This window comes from Neorhizobium petrolearium (assembly GCF_017873175.1).
In the GTDB taxonomy this organism is placed as follows: Bacteria; Pseudomonadota; Alphaproteobacteria; order Rhizobiales; family Rhizobiaceae; genus Neorhizobium; species Neorhizobium petrolearium.
Window position 1 is genome coordinate 243,747 of sequence record NZ_JAGGJW010000012.1, and the last position, 15,246, is coordinate 258,992.

At 60.5% G+C, this 15,246-nt stretch carries 15 protein-coding genes; 7 read left to right on the top strand and 8 right to left on the bottom strand.

All coding sequences use genetic code 11. The annotated features are described in order from the left end of the window. Position 1: 1 nt before the first annotated feature. On the bottom strand, positions 2 to 976 hold the full coding sequence (locus J2046_RS23060; RefSeq protein ID WP_210055879.1) for a GntR family transcriptional regulator: 975 nt from the start codon (positions 974 to 976) through the stop codon (positions 2 to 4). Between the two features lie 114 nt (positions 977 to 1,090). Between J2046_RS23060 and J2046_RS23065 the strand changes: the two genes are divergently transcribed. From J2046_RS23065 to uxuA, 7 genes are all read left to right on the top strand, one after another. Beyond that, positions 1,091 to 2,191: an Ldh family oxidoreductase gene (locus J2046_RS23065; RefSeq protein WP_210055880.1), complete on the top strand. Its 1,101-nt coding sequence runs from the start codon at positions 1,091 to 1,093 to the stop codon at positions 2,189 to 2,191. A 117-nt stretch (positions 2,192 to 2,308) separates the two neighbouring features. After that, positions 2,309 to 3,022 carry a FadR/GntR family transcriptional regulator gene (locus J2046_RS23070; protein ID WP_210055881.1) on the top strand — a complete coding sequence of 238 codons (714 nt, stop codon included), beginning with the start codon at positions 2,309 to 2,311 and terminating at the stop codon, positions 3,020 to 3,022. Positions 3,023 to 3,082: 60 nt separating this feature from the next. Then, entirely contained in the window at positions 3,083 to 4,057 is a 975-nt protein-coding gene (locus J2046_RS23075; protein WP_210055882.1) for a sialic acid TRAP transporter substrate-binding protein SiaP, read from the top strand. 70 nt (positions 4,058 to 4,127) lie between these two features. Next, a complete protein-coding gene (locus tag J2046_RS23080) occupies positions 4,128 to 4,703 on the top strand; it encodes a TRAP transporter small permease (protein ID WP_210055883.1) in 576 nt (191 codons plus the stop codon). Positions 4,704 to 4,705: 2 nt separating this feature from the next. After that, the gene (locus J2046_RS23085) at positions 4,706 to 6,112 is read left to right on the top strand and encodes a TRAP transporter large permease (RefSeq protein WP_210055884.1); all 1,407 of its coding nucleotides are present in this window, start codon (positions 4,706 to 4,708) and stop codon (positions 6,110 to 6,112) included. Between the two features lie 57 nt (positions 6,113 to 6,169). Further along, positions 6,170 to 7,240, top strand: coding sequence for an L-idonate 5-dehydrogenase (locus tag J2046_RS23090; RefSeq protein ID WP_210055885.1), 1,071 nt, complete (start codon positions 6,170 to 6,172; stop codon positions 7,238 to 7,240). After that, complete coding sequence (uxuA, locus tag J2046_RS23095; RefSeq protein ID WP_210055886.1) at positions 7,237 to 8,436, top strand: mannonate dehydratase; 1,200 nt, start codon at positions 7,237 to 7,239, stop codon at positions 8,434 to 8,436. The genes J2046_RS23090 and uxuA overlap by 4 nt, the downstream gene beginning before the upstream one ends. Positions 8,437 to 8,641: 205 nt before the next feature. On the opposite strand, the gene hutC is transcribed toward uxuA, so the two are convergent. The 7 genes from hutC to hutG all read right to left on the bottom strand — a co-directional run bounded on the left by hutC (position 8,642) and on the right by hutG (position 15,245). Continuing rightward, complete coding sequence (gene hutC, locus J2046_RS23100; RefSeq protein ID WP_210055888.1) at positions 8,642 to 9,382, bottom strand: histidine utilization repressor; 741 nt, start codon at positions 9,380 to 9,382, stop codon at positions 8,642 to 8,644. A gap of 113 nt (positions 9,383 to 9,495) precedes the next feature. Continuing rightward, positions 9,496 to 10,284: an ABC transporter ATP-binding protein gene (locus J2046_RS23105; protein ID WP_210055890.1), complete on the bottom strand. Its 789-nt coding sequence runs from the start codon at positions 10,282 to 10,284 to the stop codon at positions 9,496 to 9,498. Further along, positions 10,281 to 11,054 (bottom strand): ABC transporter permease, encoded by a 774-nt coding sequence (locus J2046_RS23110; RefSeq protein WP_210055891.1) that lies wholly within the window; start codon positions 11,052 to 11,054, stop codon positions 10,281 to 10,283. Before J2046_RS23110 ends, J2046_RS23105 begins: the two co-directional genes overlap by 4 nt. A gap of 62 nt (positions 11,055 to 11,116) precedes the next feature. Beyond that, positions 11,117 to 12,061 (bottom strand): ABC transporter substrate-binding protein, encoded by a 945-nt coding sequence (locus J2046_RS23115; protein WP_210055893.1) that lies wholly within the window; start codon positions 12,059 to 12,061, stop codon positions 11,117 to 11,119. Between the two features lie 107 nt (positions 12,062 to 12,168). Then, positions 12,169 to 12,723, bottom strand: a complete 555-nt coding sequence (locus J2046_RS23120; protein WP_210055895.1) for a HutD/Ves family protein — start codon at positions 12,721 to 12,723, stop codon at positions 12,169 to 12,171. Between the two features lie 35 nt (positions 12,724 to 12,758). Then, on the bottom strand, positions 12,759 to 14,432 hold the full coding sequence (hutU, locus tag J2046_RS23125; RefSeq protein ID WP_210055897.1) for a urocanate hydratase: 1,674 nt from the start codon (positions 14,430 to 14,432) through the stop codon (positions 12,759 to 12,761). A 12-nt stretch (positions 14,433 to 14,444) separates the two neighbouring features. Then, entirely contained in the window at positions 14,445 to 15,245 is an 801-nt protein-coding gene (hutG, locus tag J2046_RS23130) for an N-formylglutamate deformylase (protein ID WP_210055899.1), read from the bottom strand. Position 15,246: the final 1 nt, after the last annotated feature.

A 15,246-nucleotide genomic window follows, 5' to 3' on the forward strand; every position in this document is an offset into this window, starting at 1 on the left:
GCTACAGGCGCTCCAGATAGGGTAAATCCGCCGGTTCGATCGTTTCGGCGACGGCACGAATGCGCAGCATCGCCCGGTGTCGCGATACCTTTAAATGTTGGACCAGCGCCTCGCAGGCCCCGGCGACGTCCTGACGTTCAAGAAGAGTGACGATCTCGAGATGTTCCGGCAGAAACGGTTCGCTCTCGAAAAGTTCTGAGGTGCGCCGGTAGAGGAAATGGTGTGCAACCAAGAGAGCCTGCGGCAGGCTGACAGCCCGCAGCAGTGCCTGGTTCCCGCATCGCCCAAGCAGATCCACGTGCAATTCCTGCTCCAGCTGATCCAGCTGTTCGCTTCGAACCTCTGACGACGCCATCGTCATCTCGATGTTTGCTCGGAAGGCGGCAAGAAGCCCCTCAGGTAGATGAGGCACGGCCTTCTCAAGCGCGAGCGGCTCCAGCACCCACCGAAGTTCATAGAGTTCGTTAATGTGTTTTTCAGTCAAAGCTGGTGCATACCATCTGGCGCTGCCGTCTTTATGGACGATACCCCGCTCCTGCAGGCGTGCGACCACATCGCGCGCCACGGTGCGGCTGACGCCGTAGTGGCGGGCCAGCAGCACCTCGTTGATACGCCAGCCAGCAAGCGAGGTGCGTGAGACGACCTCTATCTCGACTTCGGGATAGATTACCTCCCAGCTCGAGCGTAGCTGCAGTTCAAGCCCGTCATCGATGCCTGAAGCCTGAAGACCACCGATCTCGCGGGTCGCGGGCAAAACATCATAGCCTCGACCTTCGGCCTTCTTCAGAAGGCCTAGTCGCTCCAGTTCGACCAAGGCCTGGCGTGCCGGGGTCCTGCTGATGCCGAAGCGTTCTGCAACCCGCGTTTCCGTCAGGCGGGTTGCTGCCGGCAACGCACCGCTACAGATGTCGAATGCCAGCAGATCGCAGGCGCGGCGGTAGAGCTTTGACGAAAGAGGCTTGGATGCGATCTGCATGGCGGCAAGGTCTTTGGAAAACGTCAGGTGATCAGGGATTGCACATCCTCAATCAAACGTCTAGTGTACGCATCATACATTTTGCGAGAGAGGTGTGAGGGAGGAGCTTTCGCGATGCCGCAATCCGACCCGTCGACTCGATTGCCTCTCACGGAGTTGGCACGGTTTTCGCGCGAGGTGATTTCGGCCTCGGGCGCGGACCGTGCGACGGCCGACGCGGCTTCGCGCGCCATGATGCATGGCACGCGCCATGGCGTGGACAGTCACGGAATCCGCCTTCTTCCACATTACATAGAGGCCCTGGAAGGCGGTCGCGTGAACAGGCGCCCTAGCATCAAAATGCTGAACAGCTTCGGGGCGGCAAGGACACTCGATGCGGATCATGCCCATGGTGCGCTGGCGACCTACACGGCGATGGAGAATGCCATCGAATTGGCGCGCCGCTTTGGGCTTGGCGCCGTAGCCATCCGCAACACATCCCACTTCGGCCCGGCCGGGGCTTATTCCATCGAGGCGGCAAGACAAGGCTTTATAGGCCTTGTCTTCGCCAATTCCGACAGTTTCGTGCGGCTGCATGATGGGGCTGAGCGTTTTCACGGCACCAATCCGATCTCGGTTGCCGTGCCGACGACTGAGGCCAATCCATGGCTCTTGGACATGGCGACGAGTGCTGTGCCCTTCAATCGCGTTTTACTTTATCGCAGCCTCGGACATCCGCTTCCGAGTGCCGTTGCATCGGACGAGGATGGGAATGATACCACCGACGCCAATCTGGTTGAGATGCTGGCGCCGCTTGGCGCTGAATTCGGCTTCAAGGGTGCCGGGCTCGCCGGGCTCGCCGAAATTTTCAGCGCGGTGATGACAGGCATGCGCCTGTCTTTCGAAATCGCTCCGATGGGAGGACCGGATTTTGCTGCCCCTCGGGAGATGGGTGCCTTTGTCCTGGCCATAAAACCCGACGCCTTCGTGGATCGGGAGACGTTCGATCTGGGCATGCGGCGTTATCTGGAGCGGTTGTGGACATCGCGGGCTCGCCAAAGCGGGCAGGTGATGGCACCCGGTGACAGGGAATGGAAGGTCGCGGAGGAGCGCGAGCGGAACGGCGTGGCGTTGGACCCGGTGACGGCAACAGCGTTTGAAGAACTCAGCAAGCGCTACGGCGTCGCCTTTCCCCGCTGCGTGCTTAACCAACCTCGCGAGGAGACCGGATGCTAATCTTGCATTTCATCTTTTCCTTCTCCTTGACATAGAGCTGAATTAACTCATAGTAGAAATTGGTCAGACAATCTGACCAGTTGTGCATCAGAGGAGTGGTGCGCCTGGAGGAACTCGATGTTCGTGGCTTTGGAGCCGCGCCGGCTTTATCGGCAGGTTGCGGAACAGATACGAGTGCTTATCGAGACGGGAGAGTTGAAGCCGGGCTCACGGCTTCCGGCCGAACGAGAGCTTGCGGAGCGTTTTGCTGTCTCCCGTCCGACGGTTCGCGAAGCTCTGATCGTGCTTGAGGTTGAAGGACATATCCAGATCCGGATGGGGTCCGGCGTCTACATCAGCAGCCGACCAAGGCAAGCCCTCGATATCCTGCCGAACGATGATACCGAAGGTCCTTTGGAGATCCTTCAGGCGCGCTGCCTGATCGAAAGCGGAATTGCGGAGGAAGCCGCGCGTCTTGTGACGCCTGCAGGCATTGCGCGTATCGATGCTATTCTGGAGCGTATGGAGCGATCGCTGAATGATGCCTCGGCTGCGCTTATCTGCGACCGGGATTTTCACACGGCTATCGCGGACATCATCGGCAATTCGGCTCTGAAACATTTCGCCGGGCTGATTTACGATTCGCGGATGTCACCCTACTTCAAGAAACTCGCCAGCTATTTCGAAGGTCCGCATACCTGGAAGTTGGCGCTTGAAGAGCATCGTACCATTCGTGACGCCATTGCAGCGGGTGATCCTGCCGCGGCGCGTGAGGCCATGCGGCGTCATCTGACGCTGGCGCAAAAGAGATTCTCGGAAAGCTTCGGGGAGGAGCCGACCAGAGAAGACTGATCGTTTCGCCATCCGGGCGCGCGGTCATCCAGAAAGTTCAGTTTCACCTAGGAGGAAAGAATGAAACTCAAACTGACAACACTGTTGGGCGCAGCCGCGGTCAGCCTTGCCTCAACACTCTCTGCTCACGCAGAAACCGTGCTGAAGTGGGCCCATGTTTATGAGACCTCCGAGCCGTTCCACACGGATTCCGTATGGGCCGCGGAGGAGATCGCCAAGCGAACGGATGGCCGCTACAAAATCGAGGTCTATCCGGCGTCCCAACTCGGGAAGGAAGCCGACATCAACCAGGGCCTCAAGCTCGGTACCGTGGACATCATCATTTCCGGTTCCAGTTTCGCGGCGCGCGATTACAAGCCAATCGGCGTCACCTATTATCCTTATATCTTCCGTGACCCCAGCCATCTTCTGGCCTACACGAAGAGCGACGTCTTCAAGACGCTGACAAAGGGCTATGAGGAAAAAACCGGCAACCATATCGTGGCCGTCAGCTACTACGGAACGCGCCATACCACCTCGAACCGTCCGATCTCCAAATGCGCCGATATGGCAGGTTTGAAGATGCGCGTGCCGGACGTTCCGGCCTATCTGGCAATGCCACGTGCATGCGGCGCCAACACGACGCCGATCGCTTTCGCGGAAGTCTATCTGGCGCTTCAGAACGGGACCGTCGAAGCTCAGGAAAACCCCCTGACGACGATCGAGGCCAAGAAGTTCTATGAAGTCCAGAAGAACATCGTACTGACCGGTCATATCGTCGATCACCTCAACACCGTTATCTCCAAGACCCGCTGGGCAAGCCTCTCCGACGAGGACAAGAAGATCTTCACGGACGTCATGCTCGAAGCTGCAGCCCGTACGACCAAGACCATCGAAGCGCGCGAGAAGGCGCTCGTTGATGAATTCAAGACGAAGGGGCTCACCGTCACCGAAATCGACAAGGCAGACTTCGAGAAGAACGTCGTCGAGAAAGTCAAGCTTGAAGACTTCGGCTACGAGAAGGCCGATTGGGAAGCCATCCGCGCGATCAAGTGATGATCCTCGCCCCGGCGCATTCGGTGCGTCGGGGCAACCTCCTGCAATCCTTATCAACGGAGACGATCCGATGACGGAGCATTCGCACGCGCCGATCAGCGTGGAAGAGATGGCGCATGCCTTTGAGGAAGAAGCCGCACCGGTTGATCTTTCTCCTTACGCGGTCGAGGACTGGGTGACGCTTACGGTCTTCTGGGGCATGGGGCTTGCCGTCTTTTTGCAATTCTTCACACGCTATGTGCTGAATGACAGCTTCGCCTGGACCGAGGAAATTGCCGCCAACTGCCTCGTCGTCGTCGTTTTCCTTGGCTCGGTGATGTGCGTGCGAATGGTACGCCATATCCAGGTCGATCTACTCTACCGCTTCCTGCCGGGCAGGATTGTCAGAGCATTCGAAACCACTGTCGATGTCATCGCCATTGGCTTCTTCGCCTATGTCACATGGCTGATGTGGCGATATCTCGAGATTGTCGGCGACGAGCGGATGGTCACAGTCGACCTGCCGCGCGGCATTGTTTTCTATACGGTCTTCGCAGCCTTTGCGCTGATGTTTCTTCGCTCCCTGCAAAACCTGATCCGGGATCTGACAGGCACCAAATCGGTGCGCGAGCAGGCGCAGGAGAATATCAGCGCGGGGGGAATCTGAGCATGCTTCTTCTTCTCGGATCATTCCTGTTGCTTCTGATTATCGGCACACCGGTTGCCGTCTCCATGGCGGTTGCCTCGTTGCTCTACCTGGTGATTTATGGGGTCGCGCCGGACATCATCGCAGCCCAGCGCATGATCGCCGGCGTCGAGAGTTTCCCGCTGATTGCGGTTCCGTTCTTCATCCTTGCCGGCAACCTCATGAATATTGCCGGCGTTACCGGACGCATCTACCGCTTTGCGCTTGCACTGGTGGGCTGGATGAAAGGGGGCCTGGCGCAGGTCAATATCATCGGATCGGTCGTCTTTTCCGGCATGTCCGGAACGGCGCTGGCCGATGCCGCCGGCATCGGCACGATCGAAATCAAGGCCATGAAGGACCACGGCTATCCGGTTGAAGCAGCGGTCGGCGTCACCGCGGCTTCGGCAACGCTCGGCCCCATCTTTCCGCCATCGTTGCCCTTCGTCATCTATGGCATGATGGCCAATGCCTCGATCGGGGCGCTGTTCATGGCGGGCATCATTCCCGGCGTTGTCATGACCGTGCTGATGATGGTGACGGTCTATATCTTCGCCAGACGCAAGGGCTGGGGCTCGGATACGCCATTCGAACTGAAGCAGTTGCTGGGTGCTTCGCTCGAAGTGCTGATTGTGCTTGCCTTTCCCGCTGTCATCTACCTGATGATCCTCGCTGGCCTGTCGATCAATATTGCGGTGCTGATTGGGCTCGCGCTTCTTGTCGCTCTCGATTGGTATTTTGATTTTTCCGCGGTCATGGCGCTGATGACGCCGGTCCTCTTGATCGGTGGCATGACCATGGGTTGGTTCACGCCCACGGAAGCTGCCGTGGCTGCGGTACTCTGGTCACTGTTTCTCGGTCTCGTGCGCTATCGCACGATGACGCTGCGGACGCTCGCCAAGGCGTCTTTCGACACGATCGAAACCACCGCTTCGGTCCTGTTCATCGTCACGGCGGCATCCATCTTCGCATGGCTGCTGACAGTCAGCCAGGCCGCGCAACTGTTCTCCGATTTCCTGTTCGGCCTGACGGATAACTGGTGGACCTTCCTTCTCATCGTCAACATCCTGCTGCTGATCGTCGGAGCCTTCCTCGATACCATCGCTGCCATCAGCATCCTTGTCCCTATCCTGATGCCGGTTGCAGCACGCTACGGAATTGATCCGGTTCATCTTGGCTTGATCATCACCTTGAATTTGATGATTGGCCTTCTAACGCCTCCGGTCGGTATGGTGCTCTTCGTACTCTCCCGCATCTCGAAGCTGTCCGTCGAGCGCACGACACTCGCGATCCTGCCGTGGATGATCCCGCTGTTCATAGCGCTTGCTCTGATCACCTTCGTACCGGCCATTACCCTTTGGCTGCCTACGCTGCTGGGTCTCATCCGATAGGTATTCGGTCCGCTTCCGGTGGACCAAGCATTTTCTTGAACGAAAGGCATCAAAGCGATGCAAACGCGTGTTGCCCGACTTCACGCCCGGCGTGATTTGAGAGTGGAAACGTTTGAATATGCTGACCCTCGGCCCGGCGAGGTCCTTCTCGTCATGGCGGCGGGCGGTATCTGCGGCTCTGACCTTCACTACTATCAGGATGGCGGATTCGGTCCGGTGCGGGTTCGCGAACCCATCATCGCCGGGCACGAAGCCTCAGGTTTTGTTCAAATCTTGGGCGAGGGCGTCATCGGGCTCGAAATCGGGGAACTCGTGGCGGTTAACCCCTCGCAGCCTTGTGGCCAGTGTCGGTATTGCCGGATCGGGCAGCCGATCCATTGCCTCGAAATGCGTTTCATGGGCTCGGCCATGCGTTTGCCGCACGAAAACGGCATGTTTCGGGAAAAGCTAATCGTCCGGGCCACGCAGTGCCATCCGGTGGGCAATGGCGTCTCGGCAGGAGAGGCCGCCTGTGCGGAACCTTTGGCCGTCTGTCTGCATGCTGTCGCCCAGGCAGGCGATCTGTCCGGCAAGAAAGTGCTGGTAACCGGTGCCGGCCCGATCGGGTTACTGACGGTTGCGGCCACCCGACACGCCGGTGCCGCCGAAATTGTCGTGACGGATTTGACTGATGCTGCTCTTTCCAGGGCGCCGGCTATGGGTGCAACTCGGACAATCAACGTTGCGGCCGATCCGGACGGGTTGCAGCCTTTTCAAGAGAACAAGGGCAGCTTTGACGTGGTTTTCGATTGCTCGGCGGCCGGGCCGGCGTTGCGCTCCGCCTTTGCCGCGATCAAACCGCGAGGAACGATCGTTCAGGTCGGCGTTACCGGCGACATGACAATCCCGCTGAACGCTCTCGTCGGCAAGGAGATCGTCTGGCGGGGGTCGCAGCGGTTCCATGATGAATTCGCGCAAGCGGTGGGATTGATCGCGACGCGGCGTATCGATGTGCGGCCGATCATTTCCCACACGTTTCCGCTCGATCAGGTCGTCGAGGCTTTCGATCAGGCCGGGGACCGGTCGACGGCCTGCAAGGTGCAGATCACTTTCAAACAATCAAACCAGGTTTTGAAGGACGAGATATGAGACATACATGGCGCTGGTTCGGCCCGATCGACAAGGTGACCGTGCGCGATGCGGCACAGGCTGGCGCGGAAGGTATCGTCAGCGCGCTGCACCATATCGCAACCGGTGAGGCCTGGCCGGTTGACGAGATTGCCAAACGACACGAGCAAATCAAGGCCGGCGGGCTGGTATGGGACGTGGTGGAAAGCGTTCCGGTCTCCGAGGATATCAAGACGCAAACCGGCGACTGGAGACGTCACATTGCCAATTGGCAGGAGACCTTACGGCGTCTCTCTGCCTCCGGAATTCGCACCGTCTGCTATAATTTCATGCCCGTCTTGGATTGGACGCGGACGGACCTGCGCTGGGAAACACGCTACGGCGCAAAGGCGATGCGCTTCGATCTGGTCGATTTTGCCGCTTTCGACATCCATATTCTCAAACGTCCGGAGGCGGCTTGCGATTATCCGGAATGGCTGCAGGACGAAGCAGCGCGGGGTTTCGCCGGGATGGCGGATGCGAAGATTGCTGCGCTTGGCAAAAACATCGGTGCGGGACTGCCGGGCTCGGCGGATGGCTACACCTTGGACCAGTTGCTTGAGAAGCTTCGCTCCTATCAGGGTATTAATCGGGAACGGCTACAGCAAAATCTTGTCGATTTTCTCTCAGAGGTCGTCCCGGTGGCGGAGGAGGTCGGCATCAATATCTGCGCACATGGTGATGATCCGCCCTGGCCGCTCCTTGGTCTGCCGCGTATCCTGTCGACCGAGACCGACTACGCCCATATGCTGGAGCAGGTCAGCAGCCGGGCAAATGGCGTGACGCTCTGCACGGGTTCGCTGGGGGCGCGAGCAGATAACGATCTGCCCTTCATCGCCACCCGCTTTGCCGACCGCATCCACTTCGTCCACCTGCGTAACGTAACCCGGGATACCGACACCGTTCCCTGCTCCTTCTTCGAGGATGAGCATCTGGAAGGCGGAACGGATATGGTCGCCGTTATCGCCGCACTGCTATCGGAAGAGGCGAGACGTCGCGAAGAAGGTCGGGAGGATCACCTCATACCCATGCGGCCGGATCACGGACAGGAGATTCTCGACGACCTGACACGCGGTGCGCAACCCGGCTATCCCGCCATCGGGCGTCTTAAAGGCCTGGCGGAGCTTCGGGGCATCGAACGAACCTTGAGGCATGCCCGCTACGGCCTTGGAGCATGACGATGAACCGCATGTCCGACAATGCCGACGGGCGCTTTTGTTTTGGTTTCGCCCACTACGCATGATCGAAAGAGGCTGAAGCCTGTGCTTATCCTCATCCGAAAGAGCGTTGCCTTAACCTGCGTGGGTACGCAAATTGGTGGGGCGATGGTTCTTACTATGCGGCGATCGACAAGCGGTTTTGCGTCCGAAACCTAGCCACAGTCTATGACGACTGCGACGGGGTAAAAGCGGCGACAAGTTGGTGGCGGTCGCCCGGATAGGTAAGGCGAACCTGGGTAATGTGCTGGTCCGCGGTCCAGGTGCGGCGCTCGATGACCAGGCAGGCCGCGCCGGCCGCGATGCCGAGGGCCGCGGCGATCTCCGGTTCGGCCGACACGGCGCTGATGCGGTTTTCGGCCGCACTCCACGGCACCTTGCGCAAAAGCCATGTGCCAGGCCCTATATTGTCGTCAAACATTTCGTTTTCCGCTTCCGGCACCGCCCTCAGGCTGATCAGGCGATCCTCGTGGCAGAAAGGCCGGCGACCGGCATAGTGGCAACCGGTCACGGCGAGAACGCGGGCACGGGGCGGCAGGTCCAGCCGATTGCGGTCCTCCGCGCGGGCAACGCGCAGTGTCCGGCCTTGCGGCCGCCAGGCGTAGGCAAGCCCGAGCGCCTCCACCTCATGGCGGATGTCTTGAATCTCCAACACCGCCGATTGCACCTGCGGATAGGCGACGAAGCTGCCGGAACGACGGCGGCGCTCGATCAGCCCGCGTCGCACAAGATCGCCCAGCGCCTTGGAGACCGTCATCCGCGAGCAGCCATATTGCAGCGTGAATTCGTGCTCAAAGGGAATACGGTGGCCAGGCGGCCATTCGCCGGACAGGATGCGGTTCTCAACATCGGCGAGAATCCGGTGGTGCAGCGTCGTATCCGGCGTCTTCTCCACCCGTTCGTCCATTGGCCTACCTTCGCATCACGCAATCCCCGGAAAGCCCGTCAACACCTTCCCGGGAAACCTTTTCAAGCATTTGTCGCCGAAACCCGCTCGCGGAAATGCTCTGTCCACGTGCCCTAGCCATCCGTTGCCGCCATGATCGCTTCGGAGCGGATTTCCTCCGTCAGCTTCAGGCGAAGCGCGGAGAATTCCGGGCTGGATTTGACCGTATAGTGACGCGGATGCGGCAGGTCTACAGGGGTGATCGATTTGATGCGGCCCGGTCGCGCGGTCATTGTGACGACGCGGGAGGCCATGAACACGGCTTCTTCGATGTCGTGGGTCACGAAGATCACCGTCTTTACCTCGCGCTCCCATATCCCGAGCAGCAATTCCTGCATGAGGCCGCGTGTCTGGTTGTCGAGTGCGCCGAAGGGTTCGTCGAGAAGCAGGATGCGCGGATTGTTGGCGAGCGCGCGGGCGATCGCCGTGCGCTGTTGCATGCCGCCGGAAAGTTGCTTCGGCCAATGGTTCTCGAAGCCGCGCAGGCCGACCTTGTCGATATAACTGTCGACGATCTCCCATTTCTCCCTCTCGGCCACGCCTTTTTCCCTCAGGCCGAATGCGACATTGTCGCGGATCGTGAGCCACGGAAACAGCGTGTAGGACTGGAAGACCATGCCGCGATCGGCGCCTGGCCCGGTGACCGGCTGGCCGGCCAGCGTGACCGAACCGGTCGTCGGCCGGTCCAGGCCGGCGACGATGCGAAGGAGCGTTGACTTGCCGCAGCCGGAAGGGCCGAGGATGGTGACAAAGTCGTTGCGCGGAATCTCTAGGTCGGTCGGTTGCAGCGCCGTGACCGGCTGGCCGCTATTGACGCCCGGAAAGACGCGGGAGACGTTGGAGATGACGAGTTCGGCGCTCATGCAAGCCTCCAGGCATAGAGGCGACGATTGACCGCCTTGAACAGGAAATCGGAGACTAGGCCGATAAGCCCGATGACGATGATGCCGAAGATGATCTGGCCGGTCGCCATCAGCGCCTGCGAGTTGATGATCATGTAGCCGATGCCGGAGGAGGCGCCGATCAGCTCGGCGACGATGACATAGGTCCAGGCCCAGCCGAGCACGAGGCGCAGCGTCTCGGCAATGTCCGGCGCGTTGGCCGGAATGAGCACCCGGCGGATGACACCGGAATCCTTTGCGCCCAGCGTATAAGCGGCCTCGACCAGATCGCGGCGCGTATTGGCGACGCCGACGGCGATCATCAGGATGATCTGGAAGACCGAGCCGATGAAGATGACGAGCAGTTTCTGCAATTCGCCGATGCCGGCCCAGAGGATGAGCAGCGGCACGAAGGCGGAGGCCGGAAGATAGCGGGCGAAGGAGACGAAAGGTTCCAGCAGCGCCTCGACCGGCTTGTAGGCGCCCATGGCGATGCCGAGCGGCACGGCGACGACCGAGGCCAGCACGAAGCCGCCGACGACACGCCAGACGGTGACGCCGATATCGGTCAGGAAGCCCTGCTCCGTCAGCAGATAGAACCCGTCATTGGCCATCGTGATCGGGTCGGCCAGAAACGTGGGCGATACGAAGCCGCCGAGCGTCGCGAAACCCCAGGCTGCGAAGAAGAGCACAAAGAAGAGAAAGCCGAGGGCGATGCGGGCACCGCGGCCGATGGGCTGCAAGGGATGCATAGATCCGGGTCCGTTTGTCCGGTTAGGAAACGGGCGGCGCCTTTCGCGCCGCCCCTTGGCGTTTACTCGATGAAGGATGTATCCGCTAGCTTCTCGAGGTCCGGCTTCGCCTTGATGACGCCTGTCTCCAGAAGCAGGTCGGCGGCATCGGCGGTAAAGGTTTTGAACTCGCCTTCGAAGAACTTCTTGTTGGCGGCCTTGTCCTGCCATTCGAGATGCTTGGCGGAGCCGGCGAAGGCTTCGGCCGACTGCTTCACGTCGGCGCCCATGATGCCGTAGGACTTTTCCGGTTCCTTCTTGATCAGTTCGAGCGCCTCGAAATAGGAAGCGGCAAACGCCTTGGCTGCGGCCGGATTGTCCTTCAGGAAGGCAGGCGTGCAGCCGAACGTGTCCATGACCGCCGGATAATCCAGCGTCGTGGCGATGATCTTGCCCTTGTCAGGGGCGGCGCGCACGGTTGACAGATAGGGTTCATAGGTCATGGCGGCATCGTTCTGGCCGGCAACGAAAGCCTGTGCGGCCGGTCCCGGCTCCATGTTGACGACCTTGACGTCCTTCAGTGACAGGCCGTTCTTCTTCAGAATATAGGACAGGAAGAAATAGGGCGAGGTACCTGGCGTGGAGGCGGCGATCGTCTTGCCCTTCAGGTCGGCGATCTTGGCGACGTCCGGGCGCACGACCATGCCGTCGGCGCCATGCGACTTGTCCATCTGGAAGATCTGCGTCGAAGCGACGCCGTTCGCGTTCCAGACAACCCAGGTTTCGACCGTTGTCGCGGCGCACTGGATGTCGCCGGACGCAAGCGCCAGATGGCGGCTGGCCTGCGGGATCTTCTTGATGGTTACGTCGAGGCCGTTCTTCTTGAAGATGCCGGCTTCCTTGGCGAGCGTCAGCGGCGCAAAGCCGGTCCAGCCCGATATACCGATGGAAACGGCGGTTTCGGCACGGGCGGCGCTGGCTGCAGCAAGCACGGCGAGAAGAGTAGTGGCGAAAATTCTGCTTTTCATAACGTTCCCCTTATCCAGAACTGGTTGTCTTATGATCGCGTTCCGGCAGGTATACTAGCCACGCCAGCTCTCATTTGTCTATGCATAAATGCCGATAAAAACGGCATTCACTCGTTTCGCAAAAGAACGAGGCAAAGGGATGCCGTGCCGGAGAGATCGAGGAGGTTTTGATCCGTCATCAAAGCATCGAGGGCGCCGAGTCGCGCCTCGCCGACCGACACCTCGCCGGTGCGGCAAAAGAGGACGGCGATGTCGGAGCCGATCGGCAATTCGCAATGACCTTCGACCTCTATGGGCAGGACGCGATGCGAATAGCGGCCGCGGCGGGTCATGACGTTGAGATCGCGCACCGGCCCGCCGGTCAGGCTCGCGGTCACCGGCACATCGCCGGGAAAGGCAAGCGGCGGGGAGGAGGGATCGAGAACGACGCGTCCCTGTTCCTCGATATCGAGCGCGACGCCGTCGCCGCTCAGAAATGTCAGCGTCCGGTCTATGCCGGGGAAGAGCGAAAAAGGCCCATCGCTCGCCACGTCCGCCATGCTGATGCGCCAGTCGAAATCGTCCATCGAGGCACCCGGAGGGAAGGCGAGGATTTCCGCGGTCTCGCCACCACCGTTTTTCCACGGCATCCACCGATAATCTGCCGCGTGCAATATCTTCATGAGTGCGTCCTGCATTGCAATCCGGCGGCCAAAGGTCAGTTCCCGAGAATGCCTGGCAGACGCAGGCCCATCTTCCTCGCGTGGTCGATGGCAATGTCGTAGCCGGCATCCGCATGGCGCATGACGCCAGTCGCCGGATCGTTCCAGAGCACGCGCTCTATGCGCCGCGCCGCGTCTTCCGTGCCGTCGCAGCAGATCACCATGCCGGCATGCTGAGAAAAGCCCATGCCGACGCCGCCGCCATGATGAAGCGACACCCAGGTTGCGCCGGACGCCGTATTGAGCAAGGCATTCAGAAGCGGCCAGTCGGAGACGGCATCTGAACCGTCCTTCATCGCCTCCGTCTCGCGGTTTGGCGAGGCGACGGAGCCGGAATCGAGATGGTCGCGGCCGATGACGACCGGCGCCTTCAATTCTCCCCTAGCCACCATTTCGTTAAAAGCGAGGCCGAGGCGATGGCGGTCGCCGAGACCCACCCAGCAGATGCGCGCCGGCAGGCCCTGGAAGGAGATGCGTTCCTTGGCCATGTCCAGCCAATTATGCAGGTGCTTGTTATCCGGCAGCAGTTCCTTGACCTTGGCATCGGTCCTGTAGATGTCCTCCGGATCTCCGGACAGCGCCGCCCAGCGGAACGGGCCGATACCGCGGCAGAAGAGCGGACGGATATAGGCCGGCACGAAGCCGGGGAAGGCGAAGGCGTTTTCCAGTCCCTCTTCCTTGGCCATCTGGCGGATGTTGTTGCCGTAGTCGAGCGTCGGCACGCCTGCGTTCCAGAAATCGACCATGGCCTGAACATGCACCTTCATCGAGGCGCGTGCGGCCTTTTCGACAGCCTTCGGGTCGCTCTCCTGCCTGGCGCGCCATTCGGCGACCGTCCAGCCCGAAGGCAGGTAGCCGTGCAGCGGATCATGCGCGGAGGTCTGGTCGGTGACGATGTCGGGGCGGACGCCGCGCTTAACCAGTTCCGGAAAGATATCCGCGGCATTGGCGATCAGCGCGACGGACTTCGCTTCGCCGGCTTTCGTCCATTTGTCGATCTTCGCCAGCGCCTCATCGAGGCTGTGGGTCTTTTCATCGACATAGCGGGTACGCAGGCGGAAGTCGGCGCGGGTCTCGTCGCATTCGACGGCAAGGCATGAGGCGCCGGCCATGACGGCCGCTAGCGGCTGGGCGCCGCCCATGCCGCCGAGGCCGCCGGTCAGGATCCACTTGCCCTTGAGATTGCCGGCGTAATGCTGGCGTCCCGCTTCCACGAAGGTTTCGTAGGTGCCCTGCACGATGCCCTGCGCGCCGATATAGATCCACGAGCCGGCGGTCATCTGGCCGTACATGGCCAGGCCTCGTCTGTCGAGTTCGTTGAAATGGTCCCAGGTCGCCCAGTGCGGCACGAGGTTGGAATTGGCGATCAGCACACGCGGGGCGTCCTTGTGGGTGCGGAATACACCGACCGGCTTGCCGGATTGTACCAGCAGCGTCTCGTCCTCGTTGAGATCCTTCAGCGTGGCGACGATCGTATCGAAATCGGCCCATGTGCGGGCGGCGCGGCCGATGCCGCCATAGACGACCAGTTCGTGCGGACGCTCGGCGACATCAGGGTCGAGATTGTTCATCAGCATCCGGAGCGGCGCTTCGGTGAGCCAGCTCTTCGCATTGAGTTCACCGCCCGTCGGGGCATGGATTTCGCGTTTGTTGTGGCGCGGATCGATCATGGTGGTTTCCCCTCAGTTCTTGTTGGCGAGCACAAAGGCCTCGATGCGGGTGAGAATGGCCTTCAGGTGGACGCGAAGCGTCTCCGCCTTCGCCGCGTCAAAGGCGAAGGGCAGGTCCTCGCTCTGCAAATGCGTGGATTGCGCCAGTTCCATCTGGATGGCGTGAACGCCAGTTTCCGGCTGGCCATAATGGCGCGTCGTCCAGCCGCCTTTGAAGCGACCGTTGAGGATAGACGTGTAGCCCTCGGCCGTCGCTGTCACGTCGACGGCGATCTTTTCGATCTCCGGTGCGCAAGTCTTGCCCATGTCCGTGCCGATGTTGAAATCCGGCAGCCTGCCCTCGAACAGGAAGGGAATGTGCGAGCGGATCGAATGGCAGTCGTAAAGCACGGCAAAGCCATGGATCGCCTTCACCCGCCTGATTTCGGCGGCGAGTGCTGCGTGATAGGGGGCGTGGAATTCGGCAAGCCGGGCGGCTATATCGGCTTGCGTCGGTGCTTCGCCATCCTTCCAGATCGCAAGACCGTCGAAATCCGTTTCCGGGACCAGGCCCGTGGTGTTCTGCCCCGGATAGAGGCTCACGCCTGCCGGATCGCGGTTGGCGTCGATGACATAGCGATGGAAGGTGGCACGCACCGTGGTCGCATCCGCGAGCAGCCCGTCATAGAGCCTGTGGATGTGCCAGTCGGTATCGGCGAGCTTGCGGCCATTATAGTTCAGCCGCTCCCAAATTGGGGATGGCACGTCGGTTCCCGTATGCGGGAAGCCGAGAATGACGGGCGAGGTGCCCTGATTGACCTCGAAAACAGCCATC

Excerpts from the sequence above, each read along its gene's own strand:
- J2046_RS23060 (WP_210055879.1), bottom strand. The coding sequence starts at position 976 with ATGCAGATCGCATCCAAGCCTCTTTCGTCAAAGCTCTACCGCCGCGCC.
- J2046_RS23065 (WP_210055880.1), top strand. The coding sequence starts at position 1,091 with ATGCCGCAATCCGACCCGTCGACTCGATTGCCTCTCACGGAGTTGGCA.
- J2046_RS23070 (WP_210055881.1), top strand. The coding sequence starts at position 2,309 with ATGTTCGTGGCTTTGGAGCCGCGCCGGCTTTATCGGCAGGTTGCGGAA.
- J2046_RS23075 (WP_210055882.1), top strand. The coding sequence starts at position 3,083 with ATGAAACTCAAACTGACAACACTGTTGGGCGCAGCCGCGGTCAGCCTT.
- J2046_RS23080 (WP_210055883.1), top strand. The coding sequence starts at position 4,128 with ATGACGGAGCATTCGCACGCGCCGATCAGCGTGGAAGAGATGGCGCAT.
- J2046_RS23085 (WP_210055884.1), top strand. The coding sequence starts at position 4,706 with ATGCTTCTTCTTCTCGGATCATTCCTGTTGCTTCTGATTATCGGCACA.
- J2046_RS23090 (WP_210055885.1), top strand. The coding sequence starts at position 6,170 with ATGCAAACGCGTGTTGCCCGACTTCACGCCCGGCGTGATTTGAGAGTG.
- uxuA (WP_210055886.1), top strand. The coding sequence starts at position 7,237 with ATGAGACATACATGGCGCTGGTTCGGCCCGATCGACAAGGTGACCGTG.
- hutC (WP_210055888.1), bottom strand. The coding sequence starts at position 9,382 with ATGGACGAACGGGTGGAGAAGACGCCGGATACGACGCTGCACCACCGG.
- J2046_RS23105 (WP_210055890.1), bottom strand. The coding sequence starts at position 10,284 with ATGAGCGCCGAACTCGTCATCTCCAACGTCTCCCGCGTCTTTCCGGGC.
- J2046_RS23110 (WP_210055891.1), bottom strand. The coding sequence starts at position 11,054 with ATGCATCCCTTGCAGCCCATCGGCCGCGGTGCCCGCATCGCCCTCGGC.
- J2046_RS23115 (WP_210055893.1), bottom strand. The coding sequence starts at position 12,061 with ATGAAAAGCAGAATTTTCGCCACTACTCTTCTCGCCGTGCTTGCTGCA.
- J2046_RS23120 (WP_210055895.1), bottom strand. The coding sequence starts at position 12,723 with ATGAAGATATTGCACGCGGCAGATTATCGGTGGATGCCGTGGAAAAAC.
- hutU (WP_210055897.1), bottom strand. The coding sequence starts at position 14,432 with ATGATCGATCCGCGCCACAACAAACGCGAAATCCATGCCCCGACGGGC.
- hutG (WP_210055899.1), bottom strand. The coding sequence starts at position 15,245 with ATGGCTGTTTTCGAGGTCAATCAGGGCACCTCGCCCGTCATTCTCGGC.